Here is a 17,780-nt window from a genome sequence, read left to right as displayed (position 1 = left end):
CACAACCGACAGACCGCTGGAGGCACCCCCGTGCCGAACGTCGACTGCCCCTTCCCATACTCGGTCAACCCTCACACGCATCGGGCCCGCGAGCATCTGACGGTCTGGACCCACCGCGCCGGTCTGGTCCGCAGCGCTCCCGCACGGAAGCGGTTCGAGCGGGCCGACTTCGGCCGATTCGCGGCCCTGGTGTACCCCACAGCCGGCCCCGAGGAACTCGAGCTGATGGCGGACTGGTTCGCCTGGCTCTTCCTGCTCGACGACCAGTTGGACGACGGAGACTTCGGCCGCCGTCCGGAACGCATGGCGGAGGTCACCGGGCAGATGCGCGACGTCCTGGCGAACCCTCCACCCGCGCCCGGTCCACCGTTGGCCCCTGTCATCGGGGCACTCTCCGACCTGTGGCGGCGCACAACCGCCCACGCAACGTACGTATGGCGGAACCGATTCGTGAGCCATCTCGCCCAGTGCCTGACCACGGCAACCGTCTGGGAGGCCCGCAACCGCATGCGCGGATCGGTGCCGTCCGAGGAGGCGTACATCGCCCATCGCCGCCACACCGGCGCAATCTACGTCTGCATGGACCTGATAGAGATCGTCGAAGGGGTCGAGGTGCCCCCGCCGATCTACGGCACACCTGCCTTTCGCAATGCCCTGGATGCCGCCTGCAACGTGGTGTGCTGGGTCAACGACGTGTACTCGCTCGACAAGGAACGCTCCCTCGGCGAGGTGCACAACCTGGTCCGCGTAGTGCAGCACCATCGCCGATTCGATGAGCCCGAGGCTGTGAAGGAGGTGTGTGCGGCCATCGCCGCGCAGCTGGCGCTGTACCTGGCGGCGGAGGACGAACTGCGCCACGGCTTTCCCGGTGACATGGCCCGACTGGGCCCCTGCCTCGCCGGGATGCGGACGTGGATGCGCGGCAATCTCGACTGGTCACGGCAGACGCAGCGCTATACGTCGGGCCACATGGACGACGGGCCGGACACCTATCTGGAAGCCGTGATGATGGGCGTGGACCAGTGACCTGCGAGCCTCCCGACCAGAACGCCTGGCAACTCCTTGCCCATGCCCGCCAGCTGACGGAGCCCACCCTGCGCAAGGCCGTGACCCGGCTCCCCGAGCCCGTGCGCACCGTGGCGGGCTATCACTTCGGCTGGCAGGACCAGGCCGGCCATCCGGCCGACGGCGACTGGGGCAAGGGGGTCCGCGGAGCATTGGTCCTGACCTCCGCCCAGGCCATGGGCATAGCGCCGGAACGGGCCGTGGGAGCGGCTGCCGGGGTGGAACTGATCCACAACTTCACCCTGCTCCACGACGACTTCATGGACCGGGATGCGGTGCGCCGCAGTCGTCCGTCCGCCTGGTCGCTCTTCGGCGACGCCCAGGCGGTGCTCACAGGGGATGCGCTGCTCATCGTGGCGATGGAGGAACTGGCCGAACACCCGGCCATCGTCCACGAACTGTGCGACGTACTGGTCACGCTGGTCGCCGGCCAGGGCGCGGACCTGGCCTTCGAACAACGCACGGATGTCGGCCTCGACGAATGCCTGGAGATGGCCGCCGACAAGACGGCAGCGCTGTTCTCCGGCGCGTGCGCGCTCGGCGCACTGGTCGCGAGCGCCACTGCGCGGCAGACGAGCGCCCTGCGGCGGTTCGGACACCATCTCGGGCTGACGTTCCAGCTCATCGACGACCTGCTGGGCATCTGGGGGCACAGTTCCGTATCCGGCAAACCAGTCGGCTCAGATCTTCGGCGGCGCAAGAAGTCCTTGCCGGTTGTGGCAGCCCTTTCCGCCAAGGGCCCCGAAGCACGGAGACTGGCCGAGCTGTACCACCGGGACGTCCAGCCGCTGACCGAGAACGAAATCCGCGAGGCCGCCCAGCTGATCGAGCAGGCGGGCGCTCGGACCTGGGCCGAACACGAAGCGGCACGGCATCGCTCCGCAGCACTCACCGCGCTGGCGGCCGCCGCCCCAGGGCCCGAAGGCGCCCGAGCGCTGGCCTCCCTGGCGGAGATGGTCACACACCGACAACACTGACCTGTCCCCCAGCACGCCCGCTGCCCGGGGGCAGGCCAGCGATCAGCGTCCCGTCCTGCGTGGACAGCCTTCCCCGCGGGCTGACCCAGGCGACGAGCAGTCCGGACGCCGCAAGGGCAGCCTCCAACCGTGCCAGTTACTCGTCATCCGCGTGACCCGCGCGGTTGACGAGGCGCCGCAGCGGAGCGCCCGACTCGTCCTGGGGGTCCGGCTGGTCGTGCCGTAACCAAGTTGTGGGTTCCGGTGGTGGTGTTTCGCCGCGCACCTGGCCGGTGCCGTCCTGGACATCTCGAGCTGTACGGCGGTGACGTGCCGGTCGCGGTCCTGCGGGTTGAGAAGATCGGCCGGCCGATCGGCATCGCCTGGGCCGCAATATGACTGCTGTGGCTGATTACCCTGCGACCCCGTCCCGAAGGTCCGTCACCCCGCGGATGTGGTCGGCCGCCGCTTGGCCGCGTTCGATGGCCAGGGTGTGCAGGACGAAGACGAGCGCTTGCAGACCGGCCGCGTTCGCAGGGCAGTGACGAGGCGGCGCAGCCCTCCGACTGCCTGTTCGATGGCGAGCCGATCAAGGTTGTGGTGTGCGTACTCGCCCGCGGTGCGCTCGATCAGCAGCCTCAGCCCAAGGGCAAGGTCGTCCGCCACCGCCGTGAAGTCGGGCTCGGCCGTGTCCGGTTGACTGGCAGCTCCATCTGTCCGGCGGCTCTGGACTGCGGCGCTGCGCAGCCGTCCCGTCCGCAGCCGCTGTCCCACCGCCGCCTGCGGGTACGCCCCCTGCGTCCGCGTCATGCGACAGAAATTGAAAAATAACTCACCAGAAACCGCAGGAAGGTAGAAAAATCAAATTTCCGCCGCGCCCCGGGTGACTGAATCACTCGGGATGGAAACGGAATGGCCAAACGGCTCTTCCGGTCTTTCCGAAAAGTCGCCGGTGAGGCGGGGAAACAGATCGGGCGACCGCCTGCATGAGGGCAGAACAGGCCACGTAAAATCGTAAAGGGTATTTCACCCCTTGACCCGTTCACGGGGCATGCAGAAGAATCCGGATTGCATTCCGTTCCACCATGCACCCTATGGAGGACAACGCGTCCCGCCTGACCAAAGAGTGCACAGGCATGCCGCGACACTGGGCTCAGCACTCATGCCGCGAGGTATCACTTCACGCACATCCTTGACAGCGATTCCCCTCGGTGTGCCCTTTCGCGTATTACAGCATTCACCTTTCTTCCTATTGCAGTGACCGACGCACGGGGAATCCAATGCGTTTCCCACGGGAGAATTTCATGGCCATGCCCAGTCCATCTTGCGTCACCGCAGCGAAGATCCGGAGGATTCACCACACGCCCACATCGGTGACAGGAAGCCCGCCCGAAGGAGACACGCTGAAGCACCCGCGATCAGCGACCGGCATTCCCGCGGAGTGCGCGTGCTTCCTGCCCCCCACCTGACTGCCGAGGTCGTCGACACCGATGCGAGCCTTGCGCCCGCCGAGGCGCCCACCTTCCCCAACTCCCCCTGCCGAGGGACACCGTGCTCCGGCCGACCACCGCGACAAGCCGCGCATCATCGGCGTCGACGCGGCCAGAGGCCTTGCCCTGCTCGGCATGTTCGCCGTACACGTCTTCACCCCGCTCGACAGTGACGCATCGCCGTCCGTGGCCTGGATGGTCGCGGGCGGACGCTCCGCGGCGACCTTTGTCGTGCTGACCGGGGTCGGCCTGGCGTTCACCACCGGGGGACGGCACCCGGTCCCCGGACGAACCGTCAAAGCAGCTACCGCCGTCCGGGCCCCGCTCATCGGCCTGGTCGGCCTGCTGCTCGGCTACGTGTCCAACGCGGCGGACTTGGACGTTGGCGTGATCCTGCCGTGCTACGCCCTGCTCTTCCTGCTCGCACTCCCGTTGCTGGGACTCCGGCCGCGGACGCTGGCCTGCGCCGCCCTCGGCATCGCCGTGGTGGCGCCGATCATCGTCCACGCAGCGGCGGGCAGGCTCCTCGCCCCTCGTTTCGACGGCGACCCCACGCTCACCCACGTCTTCACCGATCTGATCGCTGTCGCGGTGGACCTGCTCGTCGTGGGCGACTATCCCGCGGCGGCGTGGCCGACGTGCATTTGCGCCGGTCTCGCCATCGGCCGACTCGACCTGGGCTCGGCCCGGGTCGCCGTCCAGCTCTTCGGCGGCAGGCTCGCACTGGCGGCCGGTGCTTGGTTCGCCTCGTCCCTGTGGCTCTTCCGGTTGGGCGGGCCAAGGCAGTTGTGGCAGGCCGGATACCCGGGGACGCACTGGCACGAAGCGCACGACGCCGTCCTGTGGGACACCCCGGATCGCCCCACCTGGTGGTCTCTGATCTCCCGCGCCCCGCACTCGACCACGCCGTTCGACATGCTCCACACGCTCGGTGCGGCAACGGCACTGCTCGGAGCCCTGCTGCTCCTGACACGGGCCGCTCGAAGCCGCGCTCTCCCGCTCCACGAAACAGGTCCACCGGAGAGCGGCCGCGCAGTCCGGATGACCGGGTATAGCGGCAATCCGAACATCACTCCCTCTGAATACCAATGGAAGATGATCAATCCACAGATATAGCCATTAGTCATGAAAGAGCTGATGTAGTGGGAGACTCTGGCGAGGTCTCGACAGTCGACTCGACAGTCGGACCGACGGGATCCGCAACCGCCCACGACGGGTACGCCGCCAGGGCGGTCGGCACCGAGAGGATGCTCGCCGAGATACTGGCCGCCGTCGTACGCGTCGAACAGGTCGCGGCCGACAGCCACTTCTTCGACGACCTCGGCGCCAACTCGCTGGTGATGGCCCACTTCTGCGCACGGGTCAGAAAGCGGGAGGACCTGCCGTCGGTGTCGATGAGGGACATCTACCGGCACCCGACGATCCGCAGCCTGGCCGCGGCGCTCGCGGACGCGGCCCCCGCCGGGCCGCCGGCACCGGCGCCGGCCGAAGTGACGATGCCGGCCAGTACGCCGCGGTACGTCCTCTGCGGAGCCCTGCAGTTCCTGCTCTTCTTCGGATACTGCTCCCTGGCCGGACTCGTCACCGCCCGGGGCTACGAGTGGGTCTCCGCCGGCTCGGGACTGCCGGACCTCTACCTGCGGTCGGTCCTCTTCGGCGGTGCCTGTTTCGTCGGCGTGTGCGCCTTCCCGATCATGGCCAAGTGGATCCTCATCGGCCGCTGGACACCACGCGAGTTCCCGGTCTGGGGTCCGACCTATCTGCGCTTCTGGACCGTCAAGGTGTTACTCCACGCCAATCCGATGATCTTGTTCGTCGGCAATCCGCTGTACGTGCTGTATCTGCGGGCCCTCGGAGCACGGATCGGCAAGGGGGTCGTGATCCTCTCCCGCACCGTGCCGGTCTGCACCGACCTGCTCACCGTCGGCGCCGGCTCGGTGATCCGCAAGGAGTCGTTCTTCCTCTGCTACCGGGCCCATGCCGGGCGGATCCAGACGGGTCCGGTCACCCTCGGCCGGGACGTGTTCGTCGGCGAGAAGACCGTGCTCGACATCAACACGTCGATGGGCGACGGGGCGCAGCTCGGCCACACGTCCGCCCTGCAGAGCGGCGAAGCGGTACCGCCCGGCCAGCGGTGGCACGGGTCCCCGGCACAGCACACGGAGCTGGACTACCTGGGGCTCGCACCGGCGGACTGCGGCACGCTGCGCCGGGCGGGCTTCGGGGCTTTCGCCCTGCTCCAAGTGCTGTTCCTGAACATGCCGTTGGCCGTCGGCGGCATCTACATGCTGCTGGGCGAGGTGCTGGGCCCGGGCGCGGCAGACCTCACGTCTCCGGCGCTCTACACCGACGCGCTGCTCCTGTCCCTCGCGCTGTTCCTCGGCTTCGTCGTGCTGGGCCTCGCCGCGCTGTGCACCGTGCCGCGCCTGCTGAACCTGGTGATCGAGCCGGACAGGATCTATCCGCTGTACGGCTTCCACTACTCGGTGCACCGGGCGATCACCCGCATCACCAACATCAAGTTCTTCAAGTGGCTCTGCGGGGACAGCAGTTACATCGTCCCCTACCTGCGCGGCCTCGGGTACGACCTCTCCCACGTCGAGCAGACCGGGTCGAATTTCGGCACGGAGGTGCAGCACGAGACCCCGTACCTGTGTTCCGTCGGCAGCGGAACGATGGTCGCCAACGGGCTGTCGATCACCAACGCGGAGTTCTCCAGTACGTCCTTCCGTGTGTCCCGGGCGTCGATCGGACCGCGCAACTTCCTCGGGAACGCCATCGCCTATCCCTCGGGCGGCAGGACGGGCGACAACTGCCTCCTCGCGACGAAGGTGATGGTCCCGCTCGACGGAGAGGTCCGCGAAGGAGTGGGGTTGCTGGGCTCGCCGCCCTTCGAGATCCCGCGATCGGTGGAGCGCGACAGCCGGTTCGACCATCTGCGGACCGGTGGCGAACTGCGCCGCCGGCTCGCAGCGAAGAACCGCTACAACCTCCGCACGATGGGCCTCTTCCTCCTCGTACGGTGGCTGCACTTCTTCGTGCTGACGCTGCTCGGTCTAGCGGTCGTCGACTCCTACGACGCTCTCGGGCATGTGATGGCCACGGTGTCCCTGGTGCTCAGCCTGGTGTTCACCGCCTTCTACTTCGTGCTGGTGGAGCGCGCCATCTCCGGATTCCGCAGGCTGCGCCCGCAGTTGTGCTCCATCTACGACCGGCGCTTCTGGCTGCACGAGCGTCTCTGGAAGGTTCCCGACACCTACCTCACCGTCTTCAATGGAACCCCGTTCAAGAACGTGATCTGGCGGCTCCTGGGCGTCCGGCTCGGCAAGCGGCTCTTCGACGACGGCGTCCATGTGACGGAGCGGACGCTCGTCGCCCTCGGGGACGACTGCACACTCAACGCCGGGAGCAAGATCCAGTGCCACTCGCAGGAGGACGGCACCTTCAAGTCCGACCACATCACGATCGGTGCCGGCTGCACCCTCGGGGTCGGCTCCCTCGTCCACTACGGCGTGACGATGGGCGACGGCGCGGTGCTCGCCCCCGACTCCTTCCTGATGAAGGGCGAGGAAGTCCCCCGGCACGCGCGGTGGGGAGGAAACCCGGCCAGGGAGATGCGGGCCGCCCACTGCCGACCCGCTCAACCCGACACTGCGGCCTCGGCACAGGCACCGTCACCGTCACCGGCAAAGAAGAGGGGGAAGTACTGATGGGAGTGTCTGCTCAGGCCGACCAGCAGTTCTGGCGCGGAGTGCTCGGCGCCAGCGGGTTCACCGTGATCCCGCGCTGGACCCTCGATCCGGTGGCAGGCGCCGCCGAACACGAGGCAGCGATGCCCGACGACCTCGCGGCGGCATTGCGCCGCATCGCAAACGAGCTTGCGACGCCGCTGAGTTCGGTGCTGCTCGCCGCGCACGGCAAGGTGCTCGCCGTTCTGTCCGGCGAGCCCGAGGTCATTACCGGCCTGGTCACCGTCCAGGGCGGCCGGCCGCTCCCCTGCCGGCTGCCCACTGGACAAGGCTCCTGGCGGACGCTGCTGTTGGACGCCCGCCAAGCCGAGTCGGACCTGCGGACGCACCAGGACTTCCCGGTCGACGGCCTCAAGCGTGAACTGGGTCTGACCGAGCGGTCGTTCGAGACCGTGCTCGATCCGGCCAGCCTCGACGACGACCGTCTCCGTCCCGGTACGGCACACGCGGCCCACGGCGACGGCGAACTCGCCGAGGAGACCGTGCTCCGGGTGGGCATCGCTGAACAGAGCGGCCGGCTCAGGCTGCGGCTGCGGTACCGGACCGACGTACTCGACGCGGACTGCGCCGCCAGGATCGCCGGTTACCACCTCACCGCGCTCACGCTGATCGCCGCCGACCCGGACGCCGAGCACGGGCGGCAGAGCCTGCTGTCCGCCGAGGAGCTCCGTTTCCAGCTCGAAGGGCTCGCCGGACCGCACCGGGACCTGCCGGACCGCCGCGTCCACGAGCTCTTCGAGGAGCGGGTGCGCACGCACCCGGACGCCGTCGCGGCCGTGCGGGGCGACTGCCGGTGGACGTACGCGGAACTCAACTCCCGTGCCAATAGGCTGGGTCGAGCACTGCTCGCCCGGGGGCTGCGCCGCGAAGGCGTGGTCGCCGTGGTGACCGAACGCGACCTGGACTGGATGGCCGCCGTCCTGGCGGTCTTCAAGGCGGGCGGCGTGTATCTGCCCGTCGAGCCGCACTTCCCCGCCGAGCGCATCGCCACGACGCTGACCCGCGCCGGCTGCGAACTCGTGCTGACCGAACGCGGCAGCACCACCACCCTCGACCAGGCCCTCTCCGGCACGCGGAACGTGCGAAACATACGGAACCTGTACGTCGACACGGCCTACGCGGAGAACCACCCCGACAGTGACCTCGGCATCCCCGTCGCGGCCGGCCAGCTCGCCTACATCTACTTCACCTCCGGCTCCACCGGCGAGCCCAAGGGCGCGATGTGCGAGCACGCGGGCATGCTCAACCACCTCCTCGCCAAGATCGACGACCTGGGGATCGGCGCGGGCCAGGTGGTCGCCCAGACCGCGCCCCAGTGCTTCGACATCTCGCTGTGGCAGCTGGTCTCCGCGCTCCTGGTCGGCGGGCGGACCCTGCTCGTCGAGCAGGAGGCGGTCCTGGACGTCCCGCGGTTCGTCGACACCGTCGTCCGCGGCCGGGCCGGCGTGCTCCAGGTTGTGCCGTCGTACCTCGAAGCCGTGCTGTCCCAGCTGGAGCAGCACCCCCGCGAACTGCGGGACCTGCGCTGTGTGTCGGTCACCGGCGAGGCGCTGAAGAAGGAACTCGTGCAGCGCTGGTTCGCGGCCGAGCCCGGGATCGGGCTGGTCAACGCGTACGGGCTGACCGAGACCTCCGACGACACCAACCACGAGGTCATGAACCGGGGACCGGACCGGGCACGGGTGCCGCTCGGCCGTCCCGTCAACAACGTGCGCGTCTACGTCGTCGACCGGCACCTGTCACCGGTGCCGCTCGGCGCCCCCGGCGAGATCGTCTTCTCCGGAGTCTGCGTCGGCCGCGGGTACGTCAACGACCCCGAGCGCACCCGTCAGGCCTTCACCACGGATCCGTACCGCCCGGGCGAGCGGCTCTACCGCAGCGGCGACCACGGCCGCTGGCTGCCCGACGGCAAACTGGAGTTCCTCGGCCGCCGGGACACCCAGGTGAAGATCCGCGGCTTCCGGATCGAGATCGGCGAGATCGAGAACGCGCTGCTGCGGGTGCCTGGCGTCCGGGACTGTGCGGTGGTGGTCGCCCGGGGCGCGCATCTGGTGGCCTTCTGCTCTGGCCGGGAGCCGGCGGACGCGGACGTCCCGCGGGAGCGGCTGGCCCGGTCGCTGCCCGCGTACATGGTTCCCTCAGCCGTGCACTGGCGCGAGAGCCTGCCGCTGACCGCCAACGGCAAGACCGACCGGAAGACGCTGACCGCGCTCGCCGAGGAACTCGACACCGCCGAGGGCGACTTCCACGCGCCGATCACGCCGACCGAGCGGCGACTGGCGGCCGCATGGGCGAAGGCACTCGGCATCCCGCGGGACCGGGTCGGCCGGCGGGACCACTTCTTCGACCGGGGCGGTACGTCACTGTCGGCGGTGCGGCTGGCGATCGCCTTGGACCGTGCGGTGTCTCTCAAGGACGTCACCCGCCACCCGGTCCTCGCCGATCTGGCGGAGGTGGTCGACGGTCAGGGCGGGATGAGTGAGCGCGGGGCCGGGGTGGCCGACGGTCACAGGACCGAGCCCATCGACGGCACGGGCAGGTTCGTCGGCAGCAGTGCCGAGTTGCGCAGAGGCGGAGCCGACTGGCGCTCCGAGCTGCTTCAGCCGCTGTACGAACCGGACGGCGCACGGGCCGGTGTCCTGGTGTGCTTCCCCTATGCCGGCGGCAACGCGGTGAACTTCCAGCCGATGGCCAGGGCACTGCGGGGCAGTGGTCTCGCGGTCCACGCAGTAGAGCTGCCCGGCCGTGACCTCGCCGCCGAGAGCGAGCCGTTCGCGTCGCTGGCACAGGTGGTCGACCAGGTCGTCGCGGAGATCACCCGGCACCGCCTGACCGGTCTCCTGCTGTGGGGCCACTCCTCTGGCACCGCGTTCGCCGTGGAGACGGCCAGGAAGCTGCACGAGCGGGGGGTGAACGTCCAACGGGTGTTCCTCGGGGCGCAGTTACCCGGTGACGCCGCCGAACGCCGGGCCGCCGCCACCGCGCTGGCCCGGCGGAGCGACGCCGAGATCGCGGCGGGGCTGAGCGCGGACGGCGGTCACCTTGGATTCGGTGAGCTGGATGCACGGCGCGCCGAGCACGTCGGCGCCGCCTACCGGCACGACTGCGTGGCCGCGCACCGCTATTTCGCCAACGCCTTGGAGAGCCCGCCACCGGTGAAGCTGTCCGCGCCAGTCACCGTGATAGTGGCGGCCGACGATCCGAACACGGCGGAGTTTCCGCACCGGCACCGCGACTGGGAGTTCCTGGCCGACCGGGTCGACCTGTACGAACTCGCCGAAGGCGGCCACTACTTCCCACGCACCCGGCCCACCGAGGCGGCCCGGGCCGTCCTGCGCGCCGCCCAGGTCTCGACTTCCTCCTGAGCCGCGACAGAGCCACGAGCGAAGACCCGCAAGAACCCACAAGGGCCTGTAAGGGCCCGCAAGAGAAGATCCGCGAGAGAAAGGAAATCGAGATGCCGCGCTCATCCTCCACGTCAGCGCTCGACGTGGGCCTGCAACCCGGCAAACCCCCGATACTGCGGGCCGATGCCGCCGACGACGCACCGAGCTGGGCGGCCGAGCACCGGCACGCGCTGCGCGCCGTCGTCGCCGAGCACGGTTCGGTGCTGGTTCGCGGCCTGGGGCTGCGTGACCCGGCCACGATCAGTGCCGTCTTCCGGCGGCTGACCGCCGGTCTGATCACCGAGAAGGAGGCGTTCGCGCCCCGGCGGGCCTACTCCGACGGCGTGTACTCCTCGTCGAAGTGGCCGCCGAACCAGCCGATGTGCATGCACCACGAACTGAGCTACCGGCTTGAGTTCCCCGGCCTGATGCTGTTCGCGTGCCTCATCGCGCCCACCGACGGCGGAGCGACCGGAGTGGCCGATTCGCCAGCCGTGCTGGACGCGCTGCCCACCGAGCTGACCGAGCGGTTCGAGCGGGAAGGCTGGCTGCTCACCCGCAGCTACAACGACGAGATCGGGACGTCCTTCGCCGAAGCCTTCGGCACCGCGGACCGGGGCACCGTCGAGGACTACTGCCGCGCCGGCGCGATCGAGTTCGAGTGGCAGTCCGACGGCGGACTGCACACCAGGCAGCGGCGCAGCGCCGTGGTCCGCCACCCGGTCACCGGCCGGCGCAGCTGGTTCAACCAGATCGCGTTCCTCAACGAATGGACGATGAACCGCGAGGTGCACGAGTACCTGATCGACGTCTACGGTCCCGACGGGCTGCCGTTCAACACCCGCTTCGGTAACGGCGCCCCGATCGACGAGAACCTCGTGGAACTGCTCAACCAGGTCTACGAGACCCACACGGTGCGTGAGCCGTGGCAGGCCGGTGACCTGATGCTCGTCGACAACATCCGTACCGCGCACAGCCGGGAACCCTTCGAGGGACCGCGCGAGGTGCTCGTCGCGATGGCCGACGCGGTGCGTCTGGCCGACTGCTCGCCGACCGTCGAGGTGACCGCCCGATGACCACCCACCGTGCCACCGGGACGGAGTCCGCCCCTGTTACCGAGACGGCGTCCGCGTCGACCGGGCCGATCGGCGTGCCACCGTTCGCGGTCATCCCCGGGGTCCAGGTCGAGGACGCGCTGAGGGGGCGCGTACGGCAGATCGTGAAGCTGGTCGAGACCGCCTACGGGTGGCACAGCGCCGGTGACTCGGTGAACCCGCCGTCGTACTTCCTGCGTTTCCCCGACCGCCCGTCCTCCCGGATCATCGCGCTGCCCGCCTCACTCGGCGGGCGGACGCGGGTGGACGGCCTGAAGTGGATCTCCAGCTTCCCGGAGAACGTGGCGGTCGGCGTCCCGCGGGCCTCGGCCGTGCTGATCCTCAACGACCACGACACCGGCTACCCGTTCGCCTGCCTGGAGAGCTCGATCATCGGCGCCACCAGGACGGCCGCGCTGGCGGCGTCGGCGGCCGATCGACTCACCCGCGGCCGGGGGCGCCCGACGCGCGTCGGGTTCTTCGGGGTTGGCCTGATCGCCCGCTACATCCACACCTTCTTGGCCGGCATCGGCTGGTCATTCGACGAGATCGGCGTGCACGACCTGTCCGCCGACAACGCGGCCGGCTTCCGCGGTTACCTGGAGCAGTCGGGCGCCACCGGCCGGATCACCGTGGACGACAGTGCCGCGGAGCTGGTCCGCTCCAGCGATCTGGTGGTCTTCGCCACCGTCGCCGCCCGGCCGCACGTCGGCGACCAGAAGTGGTTCGCGCATCATTCGCTGGTGCTGCACGTCTCGCTGCGCGACTTCTCGCCGGAGATCGTGCTCGCCTCGGCCAACATCGTCGACGACGTCGAGCATGGTCTGAAGGCCGACACCTCTCCGCATCTGGCCGAACAGCTCACCGGCGGGCGGGAGTTCCTGGACGGCACGCTGGACAACGTGCTGGCCGGGCGGATCACGGTGCCGACGGACCGGCCGGTGGTGTTCTCGCCCTTCGGCCTCGGGGTGCTCGACCTCGCGGTGGGCAAGCACGTCTACGACGAGGTGGTCCGGTCCGGCGAGTTACGTGTCGTCGACGGCTTCTTCCACGAAGTGCGCCGGTACGGATGAGCGGCCGAGTGCCGCTGCGGATGTTGGGGGCCATCTTGCCAGTCATACGTGTTCCGCAGGACTTCAACGAGGAGGAGCTCTATGTCGACCTCGGGCCGTTCCTCGGACGTTCACTCTTCCTTAAGTGCGAAGGCTTCAACTTCGCCGGCTCGATCAAGCTGAAGGCTGCGACCGAGATGGTGGGGGCGGCCGAGCGGGCCGGAGTCCTGACGCCGGGATCGGTCCTGGTCGAATCCTCGTCCGGAAACCTGGGCGTGGCGCTGAGCATGATCGCGGCGAGCAAGGGCTACCGGTTCCTGTGCGTGACCGACTCGCGCTGCAATCTGTCGACCAGACAGCTGATGGAGACGTTGGGCAGCCAGGTCCACATCATCGCCGAGTCGGAGGCCAACGGCGGTTTCCTCGGCGCCCGGATCGCCTACGTCCGCGCGCTGTGCGCCTCCGACGACCGGTACGTGTGGCTCAACCAGTACGCCAATCCGGACAACTGGAAGGCGCACTACCGGCGGACGGCACCGGCGATCGCCCGCCAGTTCCCGCGGCTGGACGTGCTGTTCGTCGGGGCCGGCACCACCGGGACCCTGATGGGCTGTGCGCGCTACTTCTGGGAGCGTCACCTGCGCCGGGTGCGGATCGTCGCGGTGGACAGCGTCGGCTCAGTGACCTTCGGCGGCGCGTCGGGCCGCCGGATGATCCCCGGCCTGGGCACGAGCGTCCGTCCACAGTTGCTCGACGAGTCATATGTGGACGACGTGGTGTGCGTCGAGGAGACAGACACCGTCCGTACCTGCCACCTTCTGGCCAGAAGGGGGTTCCTGTTCGGCGGTTCCACCGGGACGGTGGTCAGCGGCGCGGCGGCCTGGCTGGCCCGGCACGACGCGCGGGACCTCACCGCGGTGGCCATCGCCCCGGACCTCGGCGAGCGCTACCTCGACACCGTCTACCAGACCAACTGGCTGCAGGCTCTTTACGGAGAGGACGTCCTCGGTCCCGGTCGTCCGACTGCCCTGTCCTGGTCGGTCTGAGCCCCGTTCTCAGGAGGTGACTACCCCCGTATCGGGGGCAGGTGCCTGGCATACCGACCAGGCTCCGTATACCGAGTCGTGTACCTATTCGGCACCGAGCCGGTCGTGTCGGCAGGTTCGGTATCCCGGATCGGTACGTTGGCCGATGCCGCCGGGTGGGGTGCCGCGTCATCATGCAGGTGCACAAAGGCGCAGCCCGTTCGTTCGGTGTGACCGCTCGGAGCGGTCACGGCTACCGGCGGGAGGCATCTGGTGCCTACGGTGACGCGAGGGTTGCTCACCGACGCCCGTGGGGAGGGCACCAGGCGTGGTCCGGGCGGGCTGCGGCCGACTCCCCCCGGACCCTGTCGGCCGACGGCGGGCGGCAGGGTTCGGAGGCGTCCGGGCGGCCTACTTCCTCCGGGCGCGTGAGAGGACGTGCGTCGCGATCTGGAGCCGCGACGAGTAGCCGAGCTTGCTCATGATGTGCCCGATGTGCGAGTCCACCGTGCGTTTCGAGATCACCAGCCGCTCCGCGATCTGCCGGTTCGACAGGCCCTCCGCCACCAGCGCGGCGATCTCCTGCTCCCGCGACGTGAGGGTCTCCCAGTCCGCGTCCGGCTCCGTCACTGACTCCTCGGGGCAGGCACGAGGATCAACGACCCCGGCCATGGCCTGACCGAGTGGCAGGGCCACGCCTTCGTCGAAGAACTCCCGGTAACGGGCCTCTCCAAGAGCGCGGCGCGCCTTGGCCACGGCGTCCTCATGGGCCTGGTGCATGGTGGCAGCGCCGAGCCGCGGTTCGTGGAACCTCTCCCATAGCTTCGTCGCCGTACCGAGGTGAAGCGCGGCCTGCTCGTACTGCTCCTCGGCGGCGGCGAGCCAGCCCAGCGTGTCGAAGGAGAAGGCGAGCCCCTGCGTGTGGTCGATCCGATGGCACTTCACCAGAGCTGTCCGCAGCGATTCCCCTGACTCGTCGAACCGGCCCAGGCCCCACAGGGCTGCCCCCTTCATCCAGGCGAGCCAGCCCAGAAGCCAGCATTCCCGCGGGGCGGCCAGCACGGCAGGCGTTTGTTCGCAGAGCTTCAGCGCCGGGTCGTACTCGCCCGCGGAGACGCAGCCACCCGCCACCGTGCTCATCACCCAGGCTTCCGCACCCCGCTCGCCGAGGTCTGCGAAGCGGCGGCGTGCCTCCGTGAGCAGATCCATGGCCCGCGCCGCTTCCCCGGCGAGGTTGTGCACCAGCAGGCGGTTCTTGGTGACATACGCCATGGCCGACGGGTCGTCGTACAGTTCCGCCAGCATCGCCGCTTCCTCCGTCAGCTCCGCTCCCCGTGCGTGCCGGCCGGACATGAGGGCCAGATCCCCTAGGGCGAAGAGCGCGCGCATCCGGACCGGACTCGGATCCGGGCACAGGGACAGCAGCCGGTCCAGCCAGTAATGACCTTCGTCCACGCGCCCGGTGCAGGGCCACAGCCCCCACAAGGCGGTTGCCATCTCCAGTCCCGTCGCTGACTCTCCCTCGGTGGTGCAGCAGAACTCCAGCGCCCCGCGCAGGTTGGGGTGCTCCCGCCGCATGCGCCGGAACCAGGGAACCTGCTCGTCGGAGAGCCACTGCGAGGAGAACTCCACCGCCAGGGCGAGGTAGTGGTCGCGGTGGCGGAAGCGGTATTCCCGCTCCTCACCGAATGCGGCTAGGCGCTCCCGGCCGTATTCACGGAGGGTGTCGAGTATGCGGTAGCGGGCGCCGTCCTTCTCGTCGTCGCTGGTCCCGGCGTCGACACGCAGCACAATGGCCTTGTCCACCAGGCCGATCAGATGCTCCAGGATCTCGTCGGCCGGCAGGTCCGGGCCGCGGCAGATCTCCTCGACCGCCGCCAGCTCGAACTCTCCCGCGAAGACCGACAGACGCCGCCACAGCAGCTGTTCGGACGCGGAGCACAGCTCATGGCTCCAGTCGATGGTGGCACGCAGCGTCTGGTGGCGGAACAGCCCGGCGCGGCTGCCCCGGGTGAGCAGCCCGAACCGGTGATCCAGCCGTTGCAGCGTCTGCTCCAGCGGCAGTGCGCGCAGCCGTACGGCGGCCAGTTCGAGGGCCAGCGGGATGCCGTCCAGACGGTGGCAGATCCGTGCGACCAGGTCCCGGTTGGCATCGGTGAGCCGGAAACCATGCCGGACGGAAGCTGCCCGGTCGGCGAACAGCACCATGGCGTCGGACGGTTCGCCGGACGCCGCTGCCTCGTCGTCCGGGTCCGGTGCATCAAGGGGCGCGATGTGCAGCAGGTACTCGCCGGGTACGTCCAGGGGCTGGCGGGTGGTGGCGAGGATCCGGGCCTCGGGGCACCTCCGCAGCACGGCCTGGACGAACCGGGCGCATGCGTCGATCAGATGCTCGCAGGTGTCGAGCACCAACAGGAGCCGCTTGTCGCCGAAATAGGAGACGAGCGCTTCCAGTGAGGAAGGGGTCCGGTGCTCGGACTGTTCGGACAGATCCACCACCGACGACACTGCGTTCGGCAGCAGCTCTGGATCGCGGAGCTCGGACAGTTCCACGAAGTACGCCCCGGCCGGAAACGTCTCCTGGACCTCCCGTGCCACCCGCAGCCCGATCCTGGTCTTGCCGACGCCTCCCACCCCCATCAGGGTGACCAGCCGCTCCCTACCCAACGCCTCCTTGACCTCGGCCACTTCGGCCCGGCGGCCGATGAACCGCGTGAGCTCGACCGGCAGTCCGCCCTCGGAACGGACCCGCGCTGTGTCGTCCATGACTCCCCCCTGAAGCGGTGTATCGAACAGCCTGGGCCGACAGCACCTTCAAACCCGGTGGTCCAGGCAGGACGAAGCCGGAGACATGCCGCGACCGCCGCCGCTGTCTGCCGGTACACGAGCGGCGATCGCGCTGGGTGGATTTCGGGTACGGCCTTCTTCAGCGAGAGAGCCGTCAGCGAGGTGACGCTGTGAGGTCCGGCGCCGACGCGGTGCCCCGCTTGACGGCCGCCGTCGGGGGGTTGGTCGCAATGACGACGGCGGCCGCGGGCACGAGGTCGAGAGCGGCCTTGGCCGCACGTCCTGTGCCCCTCCGCCCTCGCCGACAGCCGGGACTCGCGGGAGACCCCCCGGGTGGGACATGTTCGCCGGGAGAGCAGGAGCCGGAACCCGTGCCAGCCGCAGGACACGGTTCCGGCGCTCGGCAAGATGTGTTTGTGGTGCTTCGTCACACCGGCAATGAGGCCAACTCGTGCCTCGTAGAACCTGACGTCCATGCGAAAGCACCATGTTCCGCTTGTGAAGGCTAGACCCGCATCGCGGGCATCGACCGGGACATTCCGACACCGGCGTCGAGTTCCGCAATCGGGAGGCCCCTTGCGCGTGTGCCCCGGATGCGTTCCGGCTGCCGAGGGCGTGCTTCAACAGTGAACCGGGGCCTTCCCAGGACCGGGAGCGCCAGGGGAATCCGCGGCGTGAGCCCGCTCATTCCCCCCTCCACACGGGCGCACGTTTCTCGGCGAACGCTCGGGCGCCTTCTTGCGCGTCGGTGGAAGCGAGTACGGGTGCGGTGAACTCCTGCTGCATGGCGTGGGCATCCGCATCGGTGTAGCCGATCGACGACGCCATCACCTGCTTGGACGCGCGGACCGCGAGCGGGCCGTTCGGCGCGATCCGCGCGGCCAGTTCACGCGCGCCCGCGAGGGCCCCGCCCGGCTCGGTGAGCACGTTGACCAGCCCGTGGGCATGGGCCCTCTCGGCGGAGAGCGGATCGCCGGTGAGCGCGACCTCCATGGCGAGCTGGTACGGAAGCACCTTGGGAAGCCGCAGCAGTCCGCCGCCGGCCGCGACGAGGCCCCGCTTGACCTCAGGCAGTCCGAAGCTGGCGTCCCGCGCGGCGACGATCATGTCCGCCGCCAGCGCGAGTTCACACCCGCCGGCCAGTGCCCAGCCCTCGACCGCGGCGATCAGCGGTTT

11 protein-coding genes are annotated in these 17,780 nt (G+C 69.2%); 8 read left to right on the top strand and 3 right to left on the bottom strand.

Annotation, left to right across the window (positions count from 1 at the left end; all coding sequences use genetic code 11):
• Positions 1-30: 30 nt before the first annotated feature.
• Both GAS53_RS47035 and GAS53_RS47030 read left to right on the top strand, forming a co-directional pair.
• On the top strand, positions 31-1,026 hold the full coding sequence (locus GAS53_RS47035; protein ID WP_225859550.1) for a terpene synthase family protein: 996 nt from the start codon (positions 31-33) through the stop codon (positions 1,024-1,026).
• Positions 1,023-2,042 (top strand): polyprenyl synthetase family protein, encoded by a 1,020-nt coding sequence (locus tag GAS53_RS47030; protein ID WP_151483931.1) that lies wholly within the window; start codon positions 1,023-1,025, stop codon positions 2,040-2,042. Before GAS53_RS47035 ends, GAS53_RS47030 begins: the two co-directional genes overlap by 4 nt.
• A gap of 420 nt (positions 2,043-2,462) precedes the next feature.
• Here GAS53_RS47030 and GAS53_RS47025 read toward each other — a convergent pair whose 3' ends face one another.
• Positions 2,463-2,831: a hypothetical protein gene (locus GAS53_RS47025; protein WP_151483930.1), complete on the bottom strand. Its 369-nt coding sequence runs from the start codon at positions 2,829-2,831 to the stop codon at positions 2,463-2,465.
• Positions 2,832-3,520: 689 nt separating this feature from the next.
• Here GAS53_RS47025 and GAS53_RS47020 point away from each other — a divergent pair.
• The 6 genes from GAS53_RS47020 (at position 3,521) to sbnA (ending at position 13,838) form a co-directional block, all read left to right on the top strand.
• Entirely contained in the window at positions 3,521-4,627 is a 1,107-nt protein-coding gene (locus GAS53_RS47020; RefSeq protein WP_404829422.1) for a heparan-alpha-glucosaminide N-acetyltransferase domain-containing protein, read from the top strand.
• 131 nt (positions 4,628-4,758) lie between these two features.
• On the top strand, positions 4,759-7,221 hold the full coding sequence (locus tag GAS53_RS47015) for a Pls/PosA family non-ribosomal peptide synthetase (protein WP_225859551.1): 2,463 nt from the start codon (positions 4,759-4,761) through the stop codon (positions 7,219-7,221).
• Positions 7,221-10,625, top strand: coding sequence for a non-ribosomal peptide synthetase (locus GAS53_RS47010; RefSeq protein ID WP_151483927.1), 3,405 nt, complete (start codon positions 7,221-7,223; stop codon positions 10,623-10,625). Before GAS53_RS47015 ends, GAS53_RS47010 begins: the two co-directional genes overlap by 1 nt.
• A gap of 92 nt (positions 10,626-10,717) precedes the next feature.
• Positions 10,718-11,722, top strand: coding sequence for a TauD/TfdA family dioxygenase (locus GAS53_RS47005; RefSeq protein ID WP_151483926.1), 1,005 nt, complete (start codon positions 10,718-10,720; stop codon positions 11,720-11,722).
• Entirely contained in the window at positions 11,719-12,813 is a 1,095-nt protein-coding gene (sbnB, locus tag GAS53_RS47000; protein WP_151483925.1) for a 2,3-diaminopropionate biosynthesis protein SbnB, read from the top strand. Before GAS53_RS47005 ends, sbnB begins: the two co-directional genes overlap by 4 nt.
• 35 nt (positions 12,814-12,848) lie before the next feature.
• A complete protein-coding gene (gene sbnA, locus GAS53_RS46995) occupies positions 12,849-13,838 on the top strand; it encodes a 2,3-diaminopropionate biosynthesis protein SbnA (protein ID WP_151483924.1) in 990 nt (329 codons plus the stop codon).
• Between the two features lie 390 nt (positions 13,839-14,228).
• Here sbnA and GAS53_RS46990 read toward each other — a convergent pair whose 3' ends face one another.
• Both GAS53_RS46990 and GAS53_RS46985 read right to left on the bottom strand, forming a co-directional pair.
• Positions 14,229-16,583: an ATP-binding protein gene (locus GAS53_RS46990; protein ID WP_151483923.1), complete on the bottom strand. Its 2,355-nt coding sequence runs from the start codon at positions 16,581-16,583 to the stop codon at positions 14,229-14,231.
• A 705-nt stretch (positions 16,584-17,288) separates the two neighbouring features.
• Positions 17,289-17,780: enoyl-CoA hydratase-related protein (locus tag GAS53_RS46985; RefSeq protein WP_192583597.1), on the bottom strand; the 492-nt coding region annotated here is incomplete at its 5' end.

It is taken from the genome of Streptomyces albicerus (genome assembly GCF_008905045.1).
Lineage (GTDB): Bacteria > Actinomycetota > Actinomycetes > Streptomycetales > Streptomycetaceae > Streptomyces > Streptomyces albicerus.
This window is presented reverse-complemented; position numbering and strand designations above follow the sequence as displayed.